We start from the raw sequence: 13,890 nt of genomic DNA, 5'->3' as shown, positions 1-13,890 counted from the left end.
GATGGGTGAGTTCTGGCCAGTGCCGGACGCGCTGACGTATCTGGCCGGGACCTGGCGCACGACACGCTCCGTGCGGGATCTGGCGAGCGACGACTCGGGCGAGTTCTCCGGTACGACGATTTTCGGCCCTCTGGAGGGCGGCGGGCTGCTCCAGCGGGAGTCCGGCACTTTCGTCTGGCAGGGCGTCCCGCGCCCCGCCGAACGGACCCTGTGTCTCCTGCCGGGCCCGATCCCCGGCACGGTCGACGTGCGCTTCGCCGACGGGCGGCCCTTTCACGACCTGGACCTGTCCTCCGGACGTCACCTCGCCGACCACCCGTGCTCGGCCGACCTCTACCGGGGCGAGTTCACCGTCCGGGACGCGGACCGCTGGCGGACGGTGTGGCGGGTGCGCGGACCCGCCAAGGACCTGGTCCTGACCACCGACTACGCCCGTGAGGGCTGAGCGGAGATCCCGTCGAGGCGGAGGTTCCAGCGGCCCGCCCGGCCGGTGACGACGGTCGTCGACAGGGGGCGCACATCGATGTTCCAGTACGTCGAGGGCGGCGCCTTGAGGGCGTAGACCAGGGCGGCACGCACCACCGAGGGCTCGGCCACGGCGACGATCCGGCCGCTGTCGTCCAGCGGCCGGGTGTCGAGCCAGCCGCCGACCCGGGTGATGAAGTCGCGCAGCGACTCCCCGCCGTGCGGGGTGGCGTGCGGATCGGCGAGCCAGGCGTCCACGGCCTCCGGCTCCCGGGCCATCGCCTCGCCGAGCGTCAGCCCTCGCCAGCGGCCCATGTCGCAGTCCCGCAGGGCGAGTTGCACCAGCGGCGCGTAGCCGAGGGCGTCGCCGGTGGCCCGGCTGCGCGGAGTGGGCGAGCAGTAGCGCAGTTCGGCCGCCGCGAGCGGGATCAGGTCCTGGACGACACGCTGCACCTCGTCCCAGCCGGCCTGGTCCAGCGGCCGGTCGTCCTCGAAGCGCTCGGTGAGCAGCGGTGTGCTGCGAGCGGCGGCGACGAACGTGACCCGTAGTTGCATGCGGCGATGGTGAGTCGCGAAAGAGAGCAGGTCAATAGGCGTTACTCATGAGTTACCGAGGGTGCGCGACAGCTCACCGGACGAACCGCCCGACGAACTCGTCAGCACACCTCGCCGTACGCCGCGCGCAGTCTGCGCACCCCCTCGTGGATCTCCTGCGGGCCCGCCACCGCAGCGAAGCCCAACCGCACGTGGCCGGCCGGGGGTTCGGCGCCGAAGTAGGGCCGGCCGGGGGTGATCGCGACGCCCGCGCGCAGGGCCGCGGCGGTCAGGGCGGCCTCGTCGGTGCCGTCGGGGAGGCGGAGCCAGAGGTGGTAGCCGCCGGACGGGATGTGCGGCAGGGCGAGTTCGGGGAGGTTCAGACGCAGGGCCGCGGTCATGGTGTCCCGGCGGGTCCTCAGGTCGGCGGAGACCGCCCGCAGATGGCGCGGCCAGGCCGGCGAGCCGACGAGTTCGAGCGCGGCCTCCTGAAGGGGGCGGGGCACGAAGAAGGTGTCCACGACCTGGATGGCCCGCAGCCGTTCCAGCACCGGGCCCCGGGCGACGAGCGCGCACACCCGGAAGCTGGGCGAGGTCGCCTTGGTCAGCGAGCAGACGTGGACGACGACCCCGTCGGCGTCCTCGGCGGCCAGCGGAAGCGGCAGCGCGCCCGCGTCCTCGTGCGCGAGCCGTCGTACGAAGTCGTCCTCCACGACGAACGCGCCCGCCTCGCGCGCGATGCGCAGCACCTCGCCTCGCCGGGCCGGGGCCAGCACCGCGCCGGTCGGGTTCTGGAACAGCGGCTGGCACACGAACACCCGTGCGCCGGTGGCCCGGAAGGCCTCGGCGAGGAGTTCCGGCCGCACTCCGTCCGGGTCGACCGGGACCGGCACGGGCCGCAGCCCCGCCGCGCGGGCGATCGCGAGCAGGCCGGGATACGTGGGCGACTCGACGAGGACCGGCGCGCCGGGCGGCGCCAGCGCGTGCAGGGCGATCGTCAGCGCCGACTGGCCGCCCGCGGCGATCAGCACCTCGGCCGCCGTCACGGCCCCGCCGACGTTGCGGGCGAACCACTCGCGCAGCTCCGGCAGCCCTTCCATGGGCGGCCGCCCCCAGGCTCCGGGACGGCGTGCGGCCCGGGACAGGGCGGCCGCCAGCGCCCGCTCGGGCTGGAGCGAGGGGTGCAGATAGCCGCCGGTGAACTCGATGACGCCGGGCGGCGGCGGGGTGAGCGAGACCAGGACGCCGCCGGCGTCCACCGAGCGCGGTACGAGGTCGGCGGCACCGCCCGCGCTCAGCGCGACCTCCTGCCAGGAGGTGTCCCCGGCCGGTGCGGGCGCCGTCCGCAGGGGTGCGCGGAACGCCCCGGCGCCGGGCCGGGTGACGACGAGCCCCTCGGCGGCCAGGTGCGCGAGGGCCCGCGAGACGGTTACCGGGCTCACCCGGTACCGCTCGACGAGCGCCCTGCTCGACGGGAGCTTTCCTCCCGGAGAGTAGCGGTCGAGCTCGCTCCTCAGACGTTCCGCCAGTTCACCGACGCTGCTACGCTCTTGCATGAGAGTACAGAGTAGCGCTACTGACCCCGTCGCGATAGCGGTCGACGATCCGTCGACCAGCACGACCGGCACGACCGGCACTCTCCTCGCCGCCCTAGGGGTCGTCGCCTTCTCCCTCACCTTCCCGGCGACCGCGTGGGGGCTGGAGGGCTTCGGGCCCTGGTCGCTGGTCGCCGTGCGGAGCGTGCTCGCGGCGGTGATCGCCGGCGCCTGTCTGCTGGCCCTGCGGATCCCGGTTCCGGCCCGGCGGCATCGGGCGGGGCTCGCGGTCGTGGCCGCCGGGGTCGTCGTCGGCTTCCCGCTGCTGACCACGCTCGCGCTGAGGACATCGACCACCGCGCACGCCGCCGTCGTGGTCGGACTGCTCCCGCTGACCACCGCCCTGTTCTCCGCCCTACGGGTCGGCACCCGTCCCTCCCGCACCTTCTGGGCGGCCGCCTCGGCGGGCGCGGCGGCGGTGGTCGCCTTCACCGTGCAGCAGAGCGGCGGCGCCCTCACCACCGCCGACCTGTATCTGTTCGCCGCGCTGCTGGTGTGCGCGGCCGGCTACACCGAGGGCGGCCGGCTGGCCCGGGTGATGCCCGGCTGGCAGGTCATCGGCTGGGCGCTGGTGCTGTGTCTGCCGCTGACCGTGCCGGCCGCCGCGCTCGCGCTGTCGTACGAGCCCGTGAGGCTGACCGCGCACAGTGTGGCCGGACTGCTGTGGGTGGCGGCGGGCTCGCAGTTCCTCGGGCTGGTCGTCTGGTACCGGGGGATGGCGGCGATCGGGATCCCCCGGGCCAGCCAGTTGCAGTTGGCCCAACCGCTGCTCACACTGGTGTGGTCGGTGCTGCTGCTCGGCGAGCACCTGACGGTGGCCGCTCCGCTGACGGCCGCGGCGGTGCTCGTGTGCATCGCCGTCACACAGCGGGCGCGGAGCTGAGCGGCGTGCACCGGCGGTTCCCACCGGGCTCCCGCGCCGTAGACTCAAGGCCACGGACCGCTGCTCCCGCACATCGTGAGGAGGCCCCATCCGATGCGTGCAACCGTGGGCGACCAGCTTGTCCAGCACGGCAGGGTGGTCGGACAGCAGGACAAGGTCGGCGAGATCGTCGAAGTCATGGGCCGGGAGGGCAACCCCCCGTACCGCGTCCGTTTCGAGGACGGGCACGAGGGCGTCTGCTCACCGGGCCCCGACACCGAGATCCGGCACCGGGAAACGAGCGGCTGATTCAGCGCGGGGGCTTCGCCGGCCGCTGGTAGTGGTCGGCGACCACCCGCGCCATCGCCCCGATCCGGTCCACGGCCACGTCCTTGGCCGCGAAGAACACATGCCCGCGCGCCTCGGCGTGCCCGCGGGCCAGCGCGAGGTGCCGGGACAGCTCGGCCGGGTCCTGCCAGGCCGCCGGCTGCGCCGGATCACCGGCCTTGTACAGGGCCTCGCCCAGGTACAGCCGCGTCCGGCTCCCCCGTGCCACCTCGGCCCACCAGGGCAGGAGCCTGGCGTAGTCGGCGGCGGCGAAGCCGATGTTCCAGTACAGCTGCGGGACGATGTAGTCGATCCATCCCTCACGGACCCACCTGCGGGTGTCGGCGTGCAGATCGTCGTACGTCTGCACCCCCGCCCTGGTGTCCGAGCCGAGCGGGTCGGTGCCGGCGTTGCGCCACACGCCGAAGGGGCTGATGCCGAAGCGGGCTGCGGGCCGGATCCGCCGGATGCGGGCCGCCATCTCCAGGATCAGCCGGTCGATGTTGTTCCGCCGCCAGGCGGCCCGGTTCGGGAAGCCGCCGCCGTACCGGTCGAAGGCGGCGTCGTCGTCGAAGGTCTGGCCCGCCACCGGATACGGGTAGAAGTAGTCGTCGAAGTGCACGGCGTCCACCGGGTACTTGCGCACCGCGTCGAGCATCGCGTCCTGCACGAAGGCGCGGACCTCGGGCAGCCCGGGGTTGTAGTAGAGCTTCCCGCCGTACGGCACCACCCAGTCCGGGTGCTTGCGCGCGGGGTGCGAGGCCACCAGCCGGGCCGGGTCCGTGTGGTTGGCGACCCGGTACGGGTTGAACCAGGCGTGCAGTTCGAGGCCCCGGACGTGCGCCTCCTCCACGGCCGTGCCGAGCGGGTCCCAGCCCGGGGCGAGGCCCTGGGTGCCCGTCAGGAACTGCGACCAGGGTTCGTACGGCGAGGGCCAGAGCGCGTCCGCGGTCGGGCGCACCTGGAAGATCACCGTGTTGAGGCGGTTGCGTACCGCCGTGTCCAGGTGGGCGAGGAGTTCGGTGCGCTGCTCGGCCGCCGTCATCCCGGGCCGGGACGGCCAGTCCCGGTTCTGCACGGTCGCCAGCCACACGCCCCGCATCTCGCCGGCCCGGCGCCCCGGCGTACCCGGGGCCGGGGCACCCGGCACCGGTGCGGCGGACGCACCCGAGGCCGAGGTCAGCGTCGACAGCGCGGCCAGTGCGAACGCCCGACGTGACAGTCGTCCCACCTGCACACCCCCATACACCGTGGATCCGCGCGGTCACGGATCGTCTCCGGCCCCAAGGATGCCCGACCCGAACGATCGATCATCGCTACTTAGGGGTAACGTGCTCGAACGGAGCAGGCACCGGACCACGGGCACCTGCCACCGCCGTAGATCAGCGAAAGGGACGATGTGACAGGCATCCCAACGGGAGACATCGCTCGGGTCGGAGTCGTGGGCTGCGGTCAGATGGGAGCGGGCATCGCCGAGGTGTGCGCCCGCGCCGGTCTGGACGTGAAGGTCGCCGAGACCACCGGCGAGGCCCTGGAGATCGGCCGGACCCGGCTGTTCAACTCCCTGTCCAAGGCGGCCGAACGCGGCAAGATCTCCGCGGAGGAGCTGGACGCCACCCAGGCGCGGCTCGGCTTCACCACGGATCTCGGCGAGTTCGCCGACCGCGACCTGGTGATCGAGGCCGTCGTCGAGAACGAGCAGGTCAAGACGGAGATCTTCCAGGTCCTCGACCAGGTCGTGACCCGGCCGGACGCGATCCTCGCCTCCAACACCTCCTCGATCCCGCTGGTGAAGCTGGCGGTCGCCACCTCGCGGCCCGACCACGTCATCGGCATCCACTTCTTCAACCCGGCCCCCGTGCAGCAGCTGGTCGAGCTGATCCCGGCGCTGACCACCTCCGAGGGCACGCTCAGCCGGGCCCAGGCCTTCGCCGAGAAGCTGCTCGGCAAGCACGCGATCCGCGCCCAGGACCGCTCCGGCTTCGTGGTGAACGCGCTGCTGATCCCGTATCTCCTCTCCGCGATCCGGATGTTCGAGTCGGGCATCGCCAGCCGCGAGGACATCGACAACGGCATGGAGCTGGGCTGCGCCCACCCGATGGGCCCGCTGAAGCTGTCCGACCTGATCGGCCTGGACACGGTCGCCTCGGTCGCGTACTCGATGTACGAGGAGTACAAGGAGCCCCTCTACGCCGCTCCCCCGCTGCTCCAGCGCATGGTCGACGCGGGCCGCCTCGGCCGGAAGTCCGGCTCCGGTTTCTACACCTACGGCTGATTTACAGCTGTCCCCCGGTGCACAGTGCCCGTTCCAGGGTGCCGGTTACACAGTGCGACGGCCACGGGCCCGGCACTCTTCGGAGTGCCGGGCCCACTGCATTCACACACCGTGTGCGCCCCGGGCCCGCATATGCCCCTCGCACACTCTCCCCACCTGTCCACCAGGCGAGTTGACTCTTCATGCGCATGCAAGGGATGAGCCGATCACAGAGAGGAGTGGATCCGTGACCACCGACCCCGAACATCCCGTGGTCCATGGCGAACTCGCAGAGTTACGCCGGCGCCTCGACGTCGCCTACGCGCGTGTCGAGGGAGGGCTGGCTCTGCTCAACCATCGCACCGAGGAGACGGACAAGGAACTCAGCGATCTGAGCGCACGGATCACCGCACTGGAGCACGCCCGCTGGCCGCTGCCCGCGGTCGCGGTACTCACCGCCATGGGCGCACTCGTCGTGGCGGTCTGGCAGGCCCTGGGCCGCTGAGGCGTCGGGGGACGCGGGTGGGGGGAATCAGGATCAGGGCAAGGTGTCCTGCCCGAGCCTCAGGTGGTGCAACAGCAATAACGCGGCCGCCATGTTGGCGGCCGGGACCTCCCCACGGGCGACCATGTCGGGAACGAGTTTGAGGGAGACCCATTCCCGGCGGTCGGACTCGAAGTCGTCCACGGGGTGCCCGACGTACTCGCCCTCGTCGGCCCAGTAGATGTGGTGCCTGGCATCGGTGAGGCCGTTGGACGGCTCCACGCTCATCAGGTGGTGCAGGGGCCCCGGCCGCCAGCCGGTCTCCTCCTCCAGTTCCCTGGCGGCCGCCACGGCTATGTCCTCTCCGTCCTCGACCACGCCCGCCGCGAGTTCCCATCCCCAGCTGTCGGTGATGAAGCGGTGGCGCCACAGGAGGAGGACCTCGTTGGCCTCGTTCACCACCGTGGCCACGGCGACGGGCCTCAGGCGTATCAGGAAGTGGTCCAGATGCCGGCCGTCCGGCAGTTCCACATCTGCCAGGTTGACCGTGAACCAGCGGTTTTCATACACAGTTTGTTCGTTCTGTTTCGTCCACTGCACGGTTCTGCCACCTTCCGTCGAGTAAGTGGCAATATCGCAGCAGGGACTATGAGGTGACGGTGAACGAGTACCCGTCTACAGCGGTACGCGCAGCGCGCCGTCGATCAGTTCGGCCGCCTCGGCCGTACCCGCGCAACCGCTGCGCACCAAGTGCTCACGCACCGCCCGGAGTCTGTCGCGCAGCCGCTGGGACTCCATTCCACGGGCCTGTTCGGCCATCTGCACGGCGGTGGCCACCGCCTTGTCGGCGTTGCCCTGGCGCAGCGCGATCGTGCTGAGCATGGCCAGCCGGTGCACCCGGCCCCGGTCGTGGGCGGGGTTGTCGACCGCCGCCGCGGCGTGCTCCGCCGCCGCGGCCAGCTCACCGAGGCTGAGAAGGGCCTCCGCCACCTGGACGTTGACCAGCCCCGGCTGGACATAGCCCGTCTCGTCGGGCTCGTATCCGCGCCGGATGCGTTCGGCGGCCTGCTCGGCCCGCCGGATGCAGGACAGCGCGCTCGTGCCGTCACCGAGGTGCGCGTACGCCTTCGCCTGCATCGCGTACAGATCGGAGGCGAGCGCCGGCGTGATGTGCTTGCCGGCGGCGCGCAGCGCGGCCTCCGCGAAGGCCACGGCCTGACGGTACTCCCGCATGAACAGCGACTGGTTGACCAGCAGCGCGATCACGTAGGCGCCGAGCCCGCGGTCGCCGCTGGCCTTCGCGAGCCGGAGCGCCTGGTGGAAGTAGCGCTGGGCGAGCCCGTGCGCGTCGGAGTCGTAGGCGCAGATGCCCGCGACGGCCACCAGACCGCCCGTCGCCCGGTGGAGCTGGCGGCCCGTGGCGTCGGTGTAGCTGCCGCGCAGCAGCGGGGCCGCCTCGGAGTTCAGGAAGCCGACGATCCGGGAGCGGGTCGCCACGCCACCGGTCTTGCGGTACATCTGCTCGTAGTGGGCGCGGGCCGCGCGCAGCATCTCGATGTCGGCGGTGGTCACGCGGTGCCGGCCGCCGCGTGAGACGTCCACGTCCTCGGGCGGGTTCTCCCACTCCCACACCGGCATCACGGCGGGCGTACCGGTCACCGCGGGGGCGCCCAGGATGTGCGGGCGCTGCTGCTCGTCGGAGCGCCACAGGGCGGTGGCCCGCTCGACGAATCCGGAGAGCGAGGTGCCGTGCGGGGCGGACGGCTCACCGGGGACACCGAGGCCGATGTCGTCGAGGGTGACGGGCCGTTGCAGCCGGGTGGCGAGCACCTCGCAGATCAGGTCGGGCACCTGGCCCCGGGGCCGCTGGCCCTTCAACCACCGTGCCACAGCCGTGTGTTCGTATCTGAGCGCGAGTCCGCGGGCCCGGCCCGCCTGGTTCACATGGGCGGCGAGTCCCGCGTGCGAGATACCCGCCTCGTCCAGGATCGCGTCGAGCAGAGTGTTGGGCTGCATTGGGAGGCCCCCCGGGTGGCTCGGTGCCGTCAGAGTAGTGGGTGTGCCTTCACACGGGGTGTGAACGGAGTACTCGAATCCGTAGGGTGCGCGCACTGTTGCGGAGAGTTTCCAGCCGGTTGACTGAAATGCCTCGCAAGAGGCCGGCCGGGCCGCCGGCTCCCCCTCGTACAGTGCGGCGGCCCGATTCCGCGCCGTCCGCCCAGCTGCCTGCCCGACACTCCGTGGCGGGGCGGACGGCTCCGCCGGTTCGCTGCGAGTGCGCTGCGCTGGCCAACGCCGGGTGACTAAAGGTGCGTTGTCGGCTGCGGGTGCGTGGTGGCTGGGCGCGCAGTTCCCCGCGCCCCTAAGGTCGGTTGCCCTGAACGGTCGTTTCGCAGGATGAGTAAAGCCACGTCGTCCGTCGGTTCGCCGTCCGTGTGGCGCAGTAATGCCGTGAAGACCGTGCCCAGGACGACCTGGGGCGCTGCCAGGGGGCATTCGCGGATCGCCTCGGACAGGGCGTTCTCCAAGGAAAAGAATCGGCCACGGGTGTCCCTCGCGTCCTCGGCGCCGTCCGTGTGCAGGACCAGGCCCTCGCCCGGCAGCAGGTGACCGCACCCCACGGGGGTCAGATCGCACGGCAGTGGGAACGGGCCCAGGGGTGGGAGAGGGTCCGTGCGCGAGAGGGGGTCGACGGTCGTGCCGCTCAGCAGATACGGCCACGGGTGACCGCAGTTGAGGGCGTGGACCCGGCCGTCGTGGCCGATCTCCAGCAGCAGGACGGTGACGAACTCCTCGGCGACCGGGGGGCCGGGCTCCGCACCGGTGGAAGGATGGTCCGTACGGGCCCGATCCCGCAGATGCCGGGACAGCGCGCGTTCCAGCCGGCGCAGCACACCGTCGAGTCCGGGCTCGTCGTGCACGGCCTCGCGGAAGCTGCCGAGGACGGCGGCGGCCGTACCGATGGCGGATATGCCGTGCCCGCGGACGTCGCCCATCACGACCCGGACGCCGTGCTCGGTGGCCACGGCCTCGTACAGGTCGCCGCCGATGGTGGCGCCGCGGTCGGCGGACAGCTGGGCCGCGGCGACATGCAGCCCGTCGATGCGCGGGGGCAGGGGCCGCAGCAGCACGCTCTGGGCGGCGCCCGCGACCCGGCGGGCCTGTCTCAACTCCCGCAGCAGGGTCTGCCGGACATGCAGGACCAGACCGGTGCCGACGGCGAAGAAGACGGCACTGGTGACGACCCGCGCCCCGAGGCCGTTCTGCTGGGCCAGCGGACAGACCAGCTTGTAGGTGATCGCCACGGCGCCCCAGGCGGTGGGCAGCCCCAGCGCGAGCGCACACCGCACCGGCCTGCGGCGACCCTTGCGAACGGTACGGCGGGCAGCTCTGCGGAGCGCGTCCCGCAGGTCCCGCCGAACCCTCCGACGGCCCCCGGGGACACCCCCAGCCTTGATGCGGATCATGCCGATGGCCCCCCCATTCAGGCCCTGACAGCGCAATCGGACCGACCCCGAAAGGCCGGTCCGATTCTGTCGACCCCATGGGCCGAACGGGCCAGATCACCAGCAGAACTCACTCAATCGAGTGAGGTGACCCGAGAGGGGATGCGGCCGTGCTCAACCGCGCAGCACGGCCCCCGTGCGCTCGCCCGCGAGGGCGACCGCCGTGTCCCGGGCCGCCGATGCCTCGTCGACCGTCAGCGTCCGGTCCGCGGCCCGGAACCGCAGCGCGTACGCCAGCGACTTCCTGCCCTCGCCGAGCTGCTCGTCGTTCTCGTACACGTCGAACAGCCGGATCGCCTCCAGCAGTTCGCCGGCCCCCTCGCGCAACGCGGCCTCCACCTCGGTGTGCGGGACCTCACGGGAGACGACCAGCGCCACGTCCTGCGTCGCCACCGGGAAGGTGGAGATGCTCGGCGCCTGCGGGGTGTCGTCGCCGACGCCCTCCAGCACGTCCAGGTTCAGCTCCATCGCGGACGTGCGCGCGGGCAGCCCGAGCGCCTTGAGCACGCGCGGGTGCAACTCGCCCGCGTGCCCCACGACCGTCTCGGAGCCGTCGGCCACGACCACGAGCTCGGCGCACCGGCCCGGGTGCCACGGACCGTACTGCCCCTGGCGGACGATCAGTTCGGCACCGGCCTCCCGGGCGACGGCGCGCCCCGCCTCGACGGCGTCGGCCCACCCGCCGGGACGGCCCGCGCCCCACCAGCCGGCCTGCTCACGCGCACCGGCGAGCACCACCGCGACATAGCGCGGCTGCTCCGGCAGTGCCGCGTTCAGCCCGGCGATCTCCTCGTCGGTCGGCCGCCGGTCCACGGGCAGCGCGGCGGCGACGCGCCGCTCCTCGCGCGGCAGGAAGACCAGGCCGGTCTCGAACAGCGCGAGATCGTGCGAGCCCCGGCCGTCGTTGCGCCGCAGGGCGCCGAGCAGGCCCGGCAGCAGCGACGTACGAAGAGCCGGCTCCTCGTCGTTGAGCGGGTTGGTCAGCTTCACGACCCGGCGGGCCGGGTCGTCGGCGGCCAGGCCGAGCTGGTCGAAGACCTGCTCGCTGACGAAGGGGTAGTTCGGCGCCTCGACGTATCCGGCGCCGGCCAGCGCCCGCCCGACGCGGCGGTGCAGCCGCTGCCGGTGGGTCAGGCCACGGCCGGAGGGGGGCTTGGGCAGCGTGGAGGGCAGGTTCTCGTACCCCTCCAGCCGGATGACCTCCTCGGCCAGGTCGTTGATCTCCCGGAGGTCGGGACGCCACGACGGCACGGTGACGATCAGCTCGTCCTGCCCGTAGACGTCGCAGCCGACCTCCTGAAGACGCCGTACGACGGTCTCGCGGCCGTAGGCGACACCCGCCACCTTGTCCGGGTGGTCCGCCGGGACGGTGATGGTGTGCGGGGCGGACGGGGCGATGACCTCGGTGACGCCGGCCTCGGCGGTGCCGCCCGCGAGCAGCACCAGCAGGTCGACCGTGCGCTGGGCGGCGGCGGACGCGGCCTGCGGGTCGACGCCGCGCTCGAAGCGCTTGGACGCCTCGGAGGACAGCTTGTGGCGGCGGGCCGTACGGGCGATGGCGACCGCGTCGAAGTGGGCGGCCTCGATCACCACGTCGGTGGTGCCCTCGCCGGAGTCGTGGTCGGCGATCTCGGTGTTGGCGCCGCCCATGACACCCGCGAGGCCGATCGGGCCCCGGTCGTCGGTGATGACGAGGTCCTCGGCGTGCAGGGTGCGCGTCGCTCCGTCGAGGGTGACGATCTTCTCGCCCTCCTCGGCCCGGCGGACGCCGATGGTGCCCTGGACCAGCGAGCGGTCGTAGGCGTGCAGCGGCTGGCCGAGCTCCATCATCACGTAGTTGGTGACGTCGACGGCGAGCGAGATCGGGCGCATGCCGACCTTCTGCAGGCGGCGCTGGAGCCAGAGCGGGGAGCGGGCCTCGGGGCTCAGACCGGTGACGGTGCGGGCGGTGAAGCGGTCGCAGCCGAACGGGTCGGAGACCTGGACCGGGTAGCCGAAGGCGTTCGGGCCCGGGACGTCGAGGAGCGCCGGGTCGCGCAGCGGCAGGCCGTAGGCGATGGCGGTCTCGCGGGCCACGCCACGGATGGACAGGCAGTCGCCGCGGTTGGCGGTGACGGCGATGTCCAGGACCTCGTCGACCAGTTCGAGGAGCTCGACGGCGTCCCTGCCGACCTCGGTCTCCGGCGGCAGCACGATGATGCCGTGGCTGCCGTCGTCGCCCATGCCCAGCTCCTCGCCGGAGCAGATCATGCCGTGCGAGGTCCTGCCGTAGGTCTTGCGGGCGGAGATCGAGAAGCCGCCGGGCAGCGTGGCACCCGGGAGGACCACGACGACCTTGTCGCCGACGGCGAAGTTGCGGGCGCCGCAGATGATCTCCTGCGGCTCGCCGGTGCCGTTGGCCTGCCCGACGTCGACGGTGCAGAAGCGGATCGGCTTCTTGAAGCCCTCCAGCTCCTCGATCGTCAGCACCTGGCCGACGACCAGCGGGCCCTTGAGGTCGGCGCCGAGGTGCTCGACGGTCTCGACCTCAAGGCCCGCGGAAACGAGCTTGGCCTGCACGTCACGGCCGGTCTCGGTGGCCGGCAGGTCGACGTACTCCCGCAGCCAGGAAAGCGGGACCCGCATCAGATCTCCATCCCGAACGGCCGGGTGAACCGGATGTCACCCTCGACCATGTCTCGCATGTCTTCGACGTTGTGGCGGAACATCAGCATCCGTTCGATGCCGAACCCGAAGGCGAATCCGCTGTACTTCTCCGGGTCCACGCCACAGGCGGTGAGCACCTTGGGGTTGACCATCCCGCAGCCGCCGAGCTCGATCCAGCCCTCGGAGGAGCAGGTACGGCAGGGCCGGTCGGGGTTGCCGACGGACTCGCCGCGGCAGACGTAGCACACCATGTCCATCTCGGCGGACGGCTCGGTGAAGGGGAAGAAGTTCGGGCGCAGCCGGGTCTTCATGCCCTCGCCGAACAGGGCCTGGACCATGTGGTCCATGGTGCCCTTGAGGTCGGCCATGGTCAGGCCCTCGTCGACGGCCAGCAGCTCGACCTGGCGGAACACCGGAGTGTGCGTGGCGTCCAGCTCGTCGGTGCGGTAGACGACACCGGGGCAGATCACGTAGACCGGCAGCTCACGGTCGAGCAGCGAGCGGACCTGCACGGGCGAGGTGTGGGTGCGCAGCACGACACCGGACTCGGTGCCGCCCTCCGGACCCTGCACGAAGAAGGTGTCGGCCTCGCCTCGGGCCGGGTGGTCCGGGCCGATGTTGAGGGCGTCGAAGTTGAACCACTCGGCCTCGACCTGCGGGCCCTCGGCGACCTCGTAGCCCATGGCCACGAAGACGTCCTCGATGCGCTCCGACAGGGTGGTGAGCGGGTGGCGGGCGCCGGCCGGAACCCGGTCGTAAGGCAGCGTGACGTCCACCGCCTCCTCGACCAGCACCCGGGCGTCGCGCTCGGCCTCCAGCTCGCTCTGGCGGGCGGCGAGGGCCTTGTTCACCGCGCCCCGGGCCTGGCCGACCAGCTTGCCGGCGGCGGCCTTGGCGTGCGGGGGCAGGGCGCCGATCTCGCGGTTGGCGAGCGCCAGCGGGGAGGTGCCCCCGGTGTGGGCGACCTTGGCCTCCTGGAGCGCGTCGAGCGAGCCCGCCGCGGCGAAGGCGTCGAGCGCCTCCTGCCGCATCCGCTCGATCTCTTCCGGTTTCAACGCCTCGACCTCGACAGGGTCGTACGACTTATTCGGTGCCGACATCTCTTCCCGTGCTTCCGATTGGCTGGCTGAAGGTCCCCGTCACCGACTCACGCAGAGGTCAGAGGGCCGTCCATGGGACACAAAGGTGCCAAAGGCCGAGTCTAACGGGGTGGAGGT

Annotated in this window: 13 protein-coding genes; 5 read left to right on the top strand and 8 right to left on the bottom strand. The window is 72.1% G+C overall.

Features of this window, described 5'->3' with window-relative positions; genetic code table 11:
- The first annotated feature begins 1 nt into the window (after position 1).
- Positions 2 to 445 (top strand): DUF6314 family protein, encoded by a 444-nt coding sequence (locus tag K4B79_RS27870; protein WP_232029680.1) that lies wholly within the window; start codon positions 2 to 4, stop codon positions 443 to 445.
- Here K4B79_RS27870 and K4B79_RS27865 read toward each other — a convergent pair.
- Together K4B79_RS27865 and K4B79_RS27860 are read right to left on the bottom strand one after the other, a co-directional pair.
- The gene (locus K4B79_RS27865; protein WP_232029679.1) at positions 427 to 1,020 is read right to left on the bottom strand and encodes a histidine phosphatase family protein; all 594 of its coding nucleotides are present in this window, start codon (positions 1,018 to 1,020) and stop codon (positions 427 to 429) included. The two genes, K4B79_RS27870 and K4B79_RS27865, sit on opposite strands and share 19 nt — an antisense overlap.
- Positions 1,021 to 1,121: 101 nt before the next feature.
- On the bottom strand, positions 1,122 to 2,555 hold the full coding sequence (locus K4B79_RS27860) for an aminotransferase-like domain-containing protein (protein ID WP_232029678.1): 1,434 nt from the start codon (positions 2,553 to 2,555) through the stop codon (positions 1,122 to 1,124).
- Between K4B79_RS27860 and K4B79_RS27855 the strand changes: the two genes are divergently transcribed.
- Together K4B79_RS27855 and K4B79_RS27850 are read left to right on the top strand one after the other, a co-directional pair.
- On the top strand, positions 2,554 to 3,477 hold the full coding sequence (locus tag K4B79_RS27855) for a DMT family transporter (RefSeq protein WP_232029677.1): 924 nt from the start codon (positions 2,554 to 2,556) through the stop codon (positions 3,475 to 3,477). The two genes, K4B79_RS27860 and K4B79_RS27855, sit on opposite strands and share 2 nt — an antisense overlap.
- 93 nt (positions 3,478 to 3,570) lie before the next feature.
- Complete coding sequence (locus tag K4B79_RS27850; protein ID WP_067429270.1) at positions 3,571 to 3,765, top strand: DUF1918 domain-containing protein; 195 nt, start codon at positions 3,571 to 3,573, stop codon at positions 3,763 to 3,765.
- A gap of 1 nt (position 3,766) precedes the next feature.
- On the opposite strand, the gene K4B79_RS27845 is transcribed toward K4B79_RS27850, so the two are convergent.
- Positions 3,767 to 5,014, bottom strand: coding sequence for a glycoside hydrolase family 10 protein (locus K4B79_RS27845; protein WP_232029676.1), 1,248 nt, complete (start codon positions 5,012 to 5,014; stop codon positions 3,767 to 3,769).
- 168 nt (positions 5,015 to 5,182) lie between these two features.
- On the opposite strand from K4B79_RS27845, the gene K4B79_RS27840 reads away from it, so the two are divergent.
- Positions 5,183 to 6,058 (top strand): 3-hydroxybutyryl-CoA dehydrogenase, encoded by an 876-nt coding sequence (locus tag K4B79_RS27840; protein ID WP_306502670.1) that lies wholly within the window; start codon positions 5,183 to 5,185, stop codon positions 6,056 to 6,058.
- Between the two features lie 226 nt (positions 6,059 to 6,284).
- Positions 6,285 to 6,542 carry a hypothetical protein gene (locus K4B79_RS27835; protein WP_232029675.1) on the top strand — a complete coding sequence of 86 codons (258 nt, stop codon included), beginning with the start codon at positions 6,285 to 6,287 and terminating at the stop codon, positions 6,540 to 6,542.
- Positions 6,543 to 6,575: 33 nt separating this feature from the next.
- Here the strand turns inward: K4B79_RS27835 and K4B79_RS27830 are convergent, their stop codons facing one another.
- From K4B79_RS27830 to pheS, 5 genes are all read right to left on the bottom strand, one after another.
- Complete coding sequence (locus tag K4B79_RS27830) at positions 6,576 to 7,121, bottom strand: NUDIX hydrolase (protein WP_232029674.1); 546 nt, start codon at positions 7,119 to 7,121, stop codon at positions 6,576 to 6,578.
- A gap of 75 nt (positions 7,122 to 7,196) precedes the next feature.
- Positions 7,197 to 8,537, bottom strand: a complete 1,341-nt coding sequence (locus K4B79_RS27825) for a transcriptional regulator (protein WP_232029673.1) — start codon at positions 8,535 to 8,537, stop codon at positions 7,197 to 7,199.
- Positions 8,538 to 8,824: 287 nt separating this feature from the next.
- Positions 8,825 to 9,988, bottom strand: coding sequence for a PP2C family protein-serine/threonine phosphatase (locus K4B79_RS27820; protein WP_374208518.1), 1,164 nt, complete (start codon positions 9,986 to 9,988; stop codon positions 8,825 to 8,827).
- A 153-nt stretch (positions 9,989 to 10,141) separates the two neighbouring features.
- Positions 10,142 to 12,652: a phenylalanine--tRNA ligase subunit beta gene (gene pheT / locus K4B79_RS27815; protein ID WP_232029671.1), complete on the bottom strand. Its 2,511-nt coding sequence runs from the start codon at positions 12,650 to 12,652 to the stop codon at positions 10,142 to 10,144.
- Complete coding sequence (pheS, locus tag K4B79_RS27810; protein ID WP_232029670.1) at positions 12,652 to 13,773, bottom strand: phenylalanine--tRNA ligase subunit alpha; 1,122 nt, start codon at positions 13,771 to 13,773, stop codon at positions 12,652 to 12,654. Before pheS ends, pheT begins: the two co-directional genes overlap by 1 nt.
- Positions 13,774 to 13,890 lie beyond the last annotated feature (117 nt).

It is taken from the genome of Streptomyces lincolnensis (assembly GCF_021173675.1).
GTDB classification, from domain to species: Bacteria; Actinomycetota; Actinomycetes; order Streptomycetales; family Streptomycetaceae; genus Streptomyces; species Streptomyces lincolnensis_B.
The sequence above is the reverse complement of the archived record's forward strand: the minus strand, read 5'-3'. Positions and strand labels throughout refer to the sequence as shown.

Bases quoted from the DNA above. Each gene is read 5' to 3' on its own strand.
- K4B79_RS27870 (WP_232029680.1), top strand. From the start codon at position 2: ATGGGTGAGTTCTGGCCAGTGCCGGACGCGCTGACGTATCTGGCCGGG.
- K4B79_RS27865 (WP_232029679.1), bottom strand. From the start codon at position 1,020: ATGCAACTACGGGTCACGTTCGTCGCCGCCGCTCGCAGCACACCGCTG.
- K4B79_RS27855 (WP_232029677.1), top strand. From the start codon at position 2,554: ATGAGAGTACAGAGTAGCGCTACTGACCCCGTCGCGATAGCGGTCGAC.
- K4B79_RS27860 (WP_232029678.1), bottom strand. From the start codon at position 2,555: ATGCAAGAGCGTAGCAGCGTCGGTGAACTGGCGGAACGTCTGAGGAGC.
- K4B79_RS27850 (WP_067429270.1), top strand. From the start codon at position 3,571: ATGCGTGCAACCGTGGGCGACCAGCTTGTCCAGCACGGCAGGGTGGTC.
- K4B79_RS27825 (WP_232029673.1), bottom strand. From the start codon at position 8,537: ATGCAGCCCAACACTCTGCTCGACGCGATCCTGGACGAGGCGGGTATC.
- K4B79_RS27820 (WP_374208518.1), bottom strand. From the start codon at position 9,988: ATGATCCGCATCAAGGCTGGGGGTGTCCCCGGGGGCCGTCGGAGGGTT.
- pheT (WP_232029671.1), bottom strand. From the start codon at position 12,652: ATGCGGGTCCCGCTTTCCTGGCTGCGGGAGTACGTCGACCTGCCGGCC.
- pheS (WP_232029670.1), bottom strand. From the start codon at position 13,773: ATGTCGGCACCGAATAAGTCGTACGACCCTGTCGAGGTCGAGGCGTTG.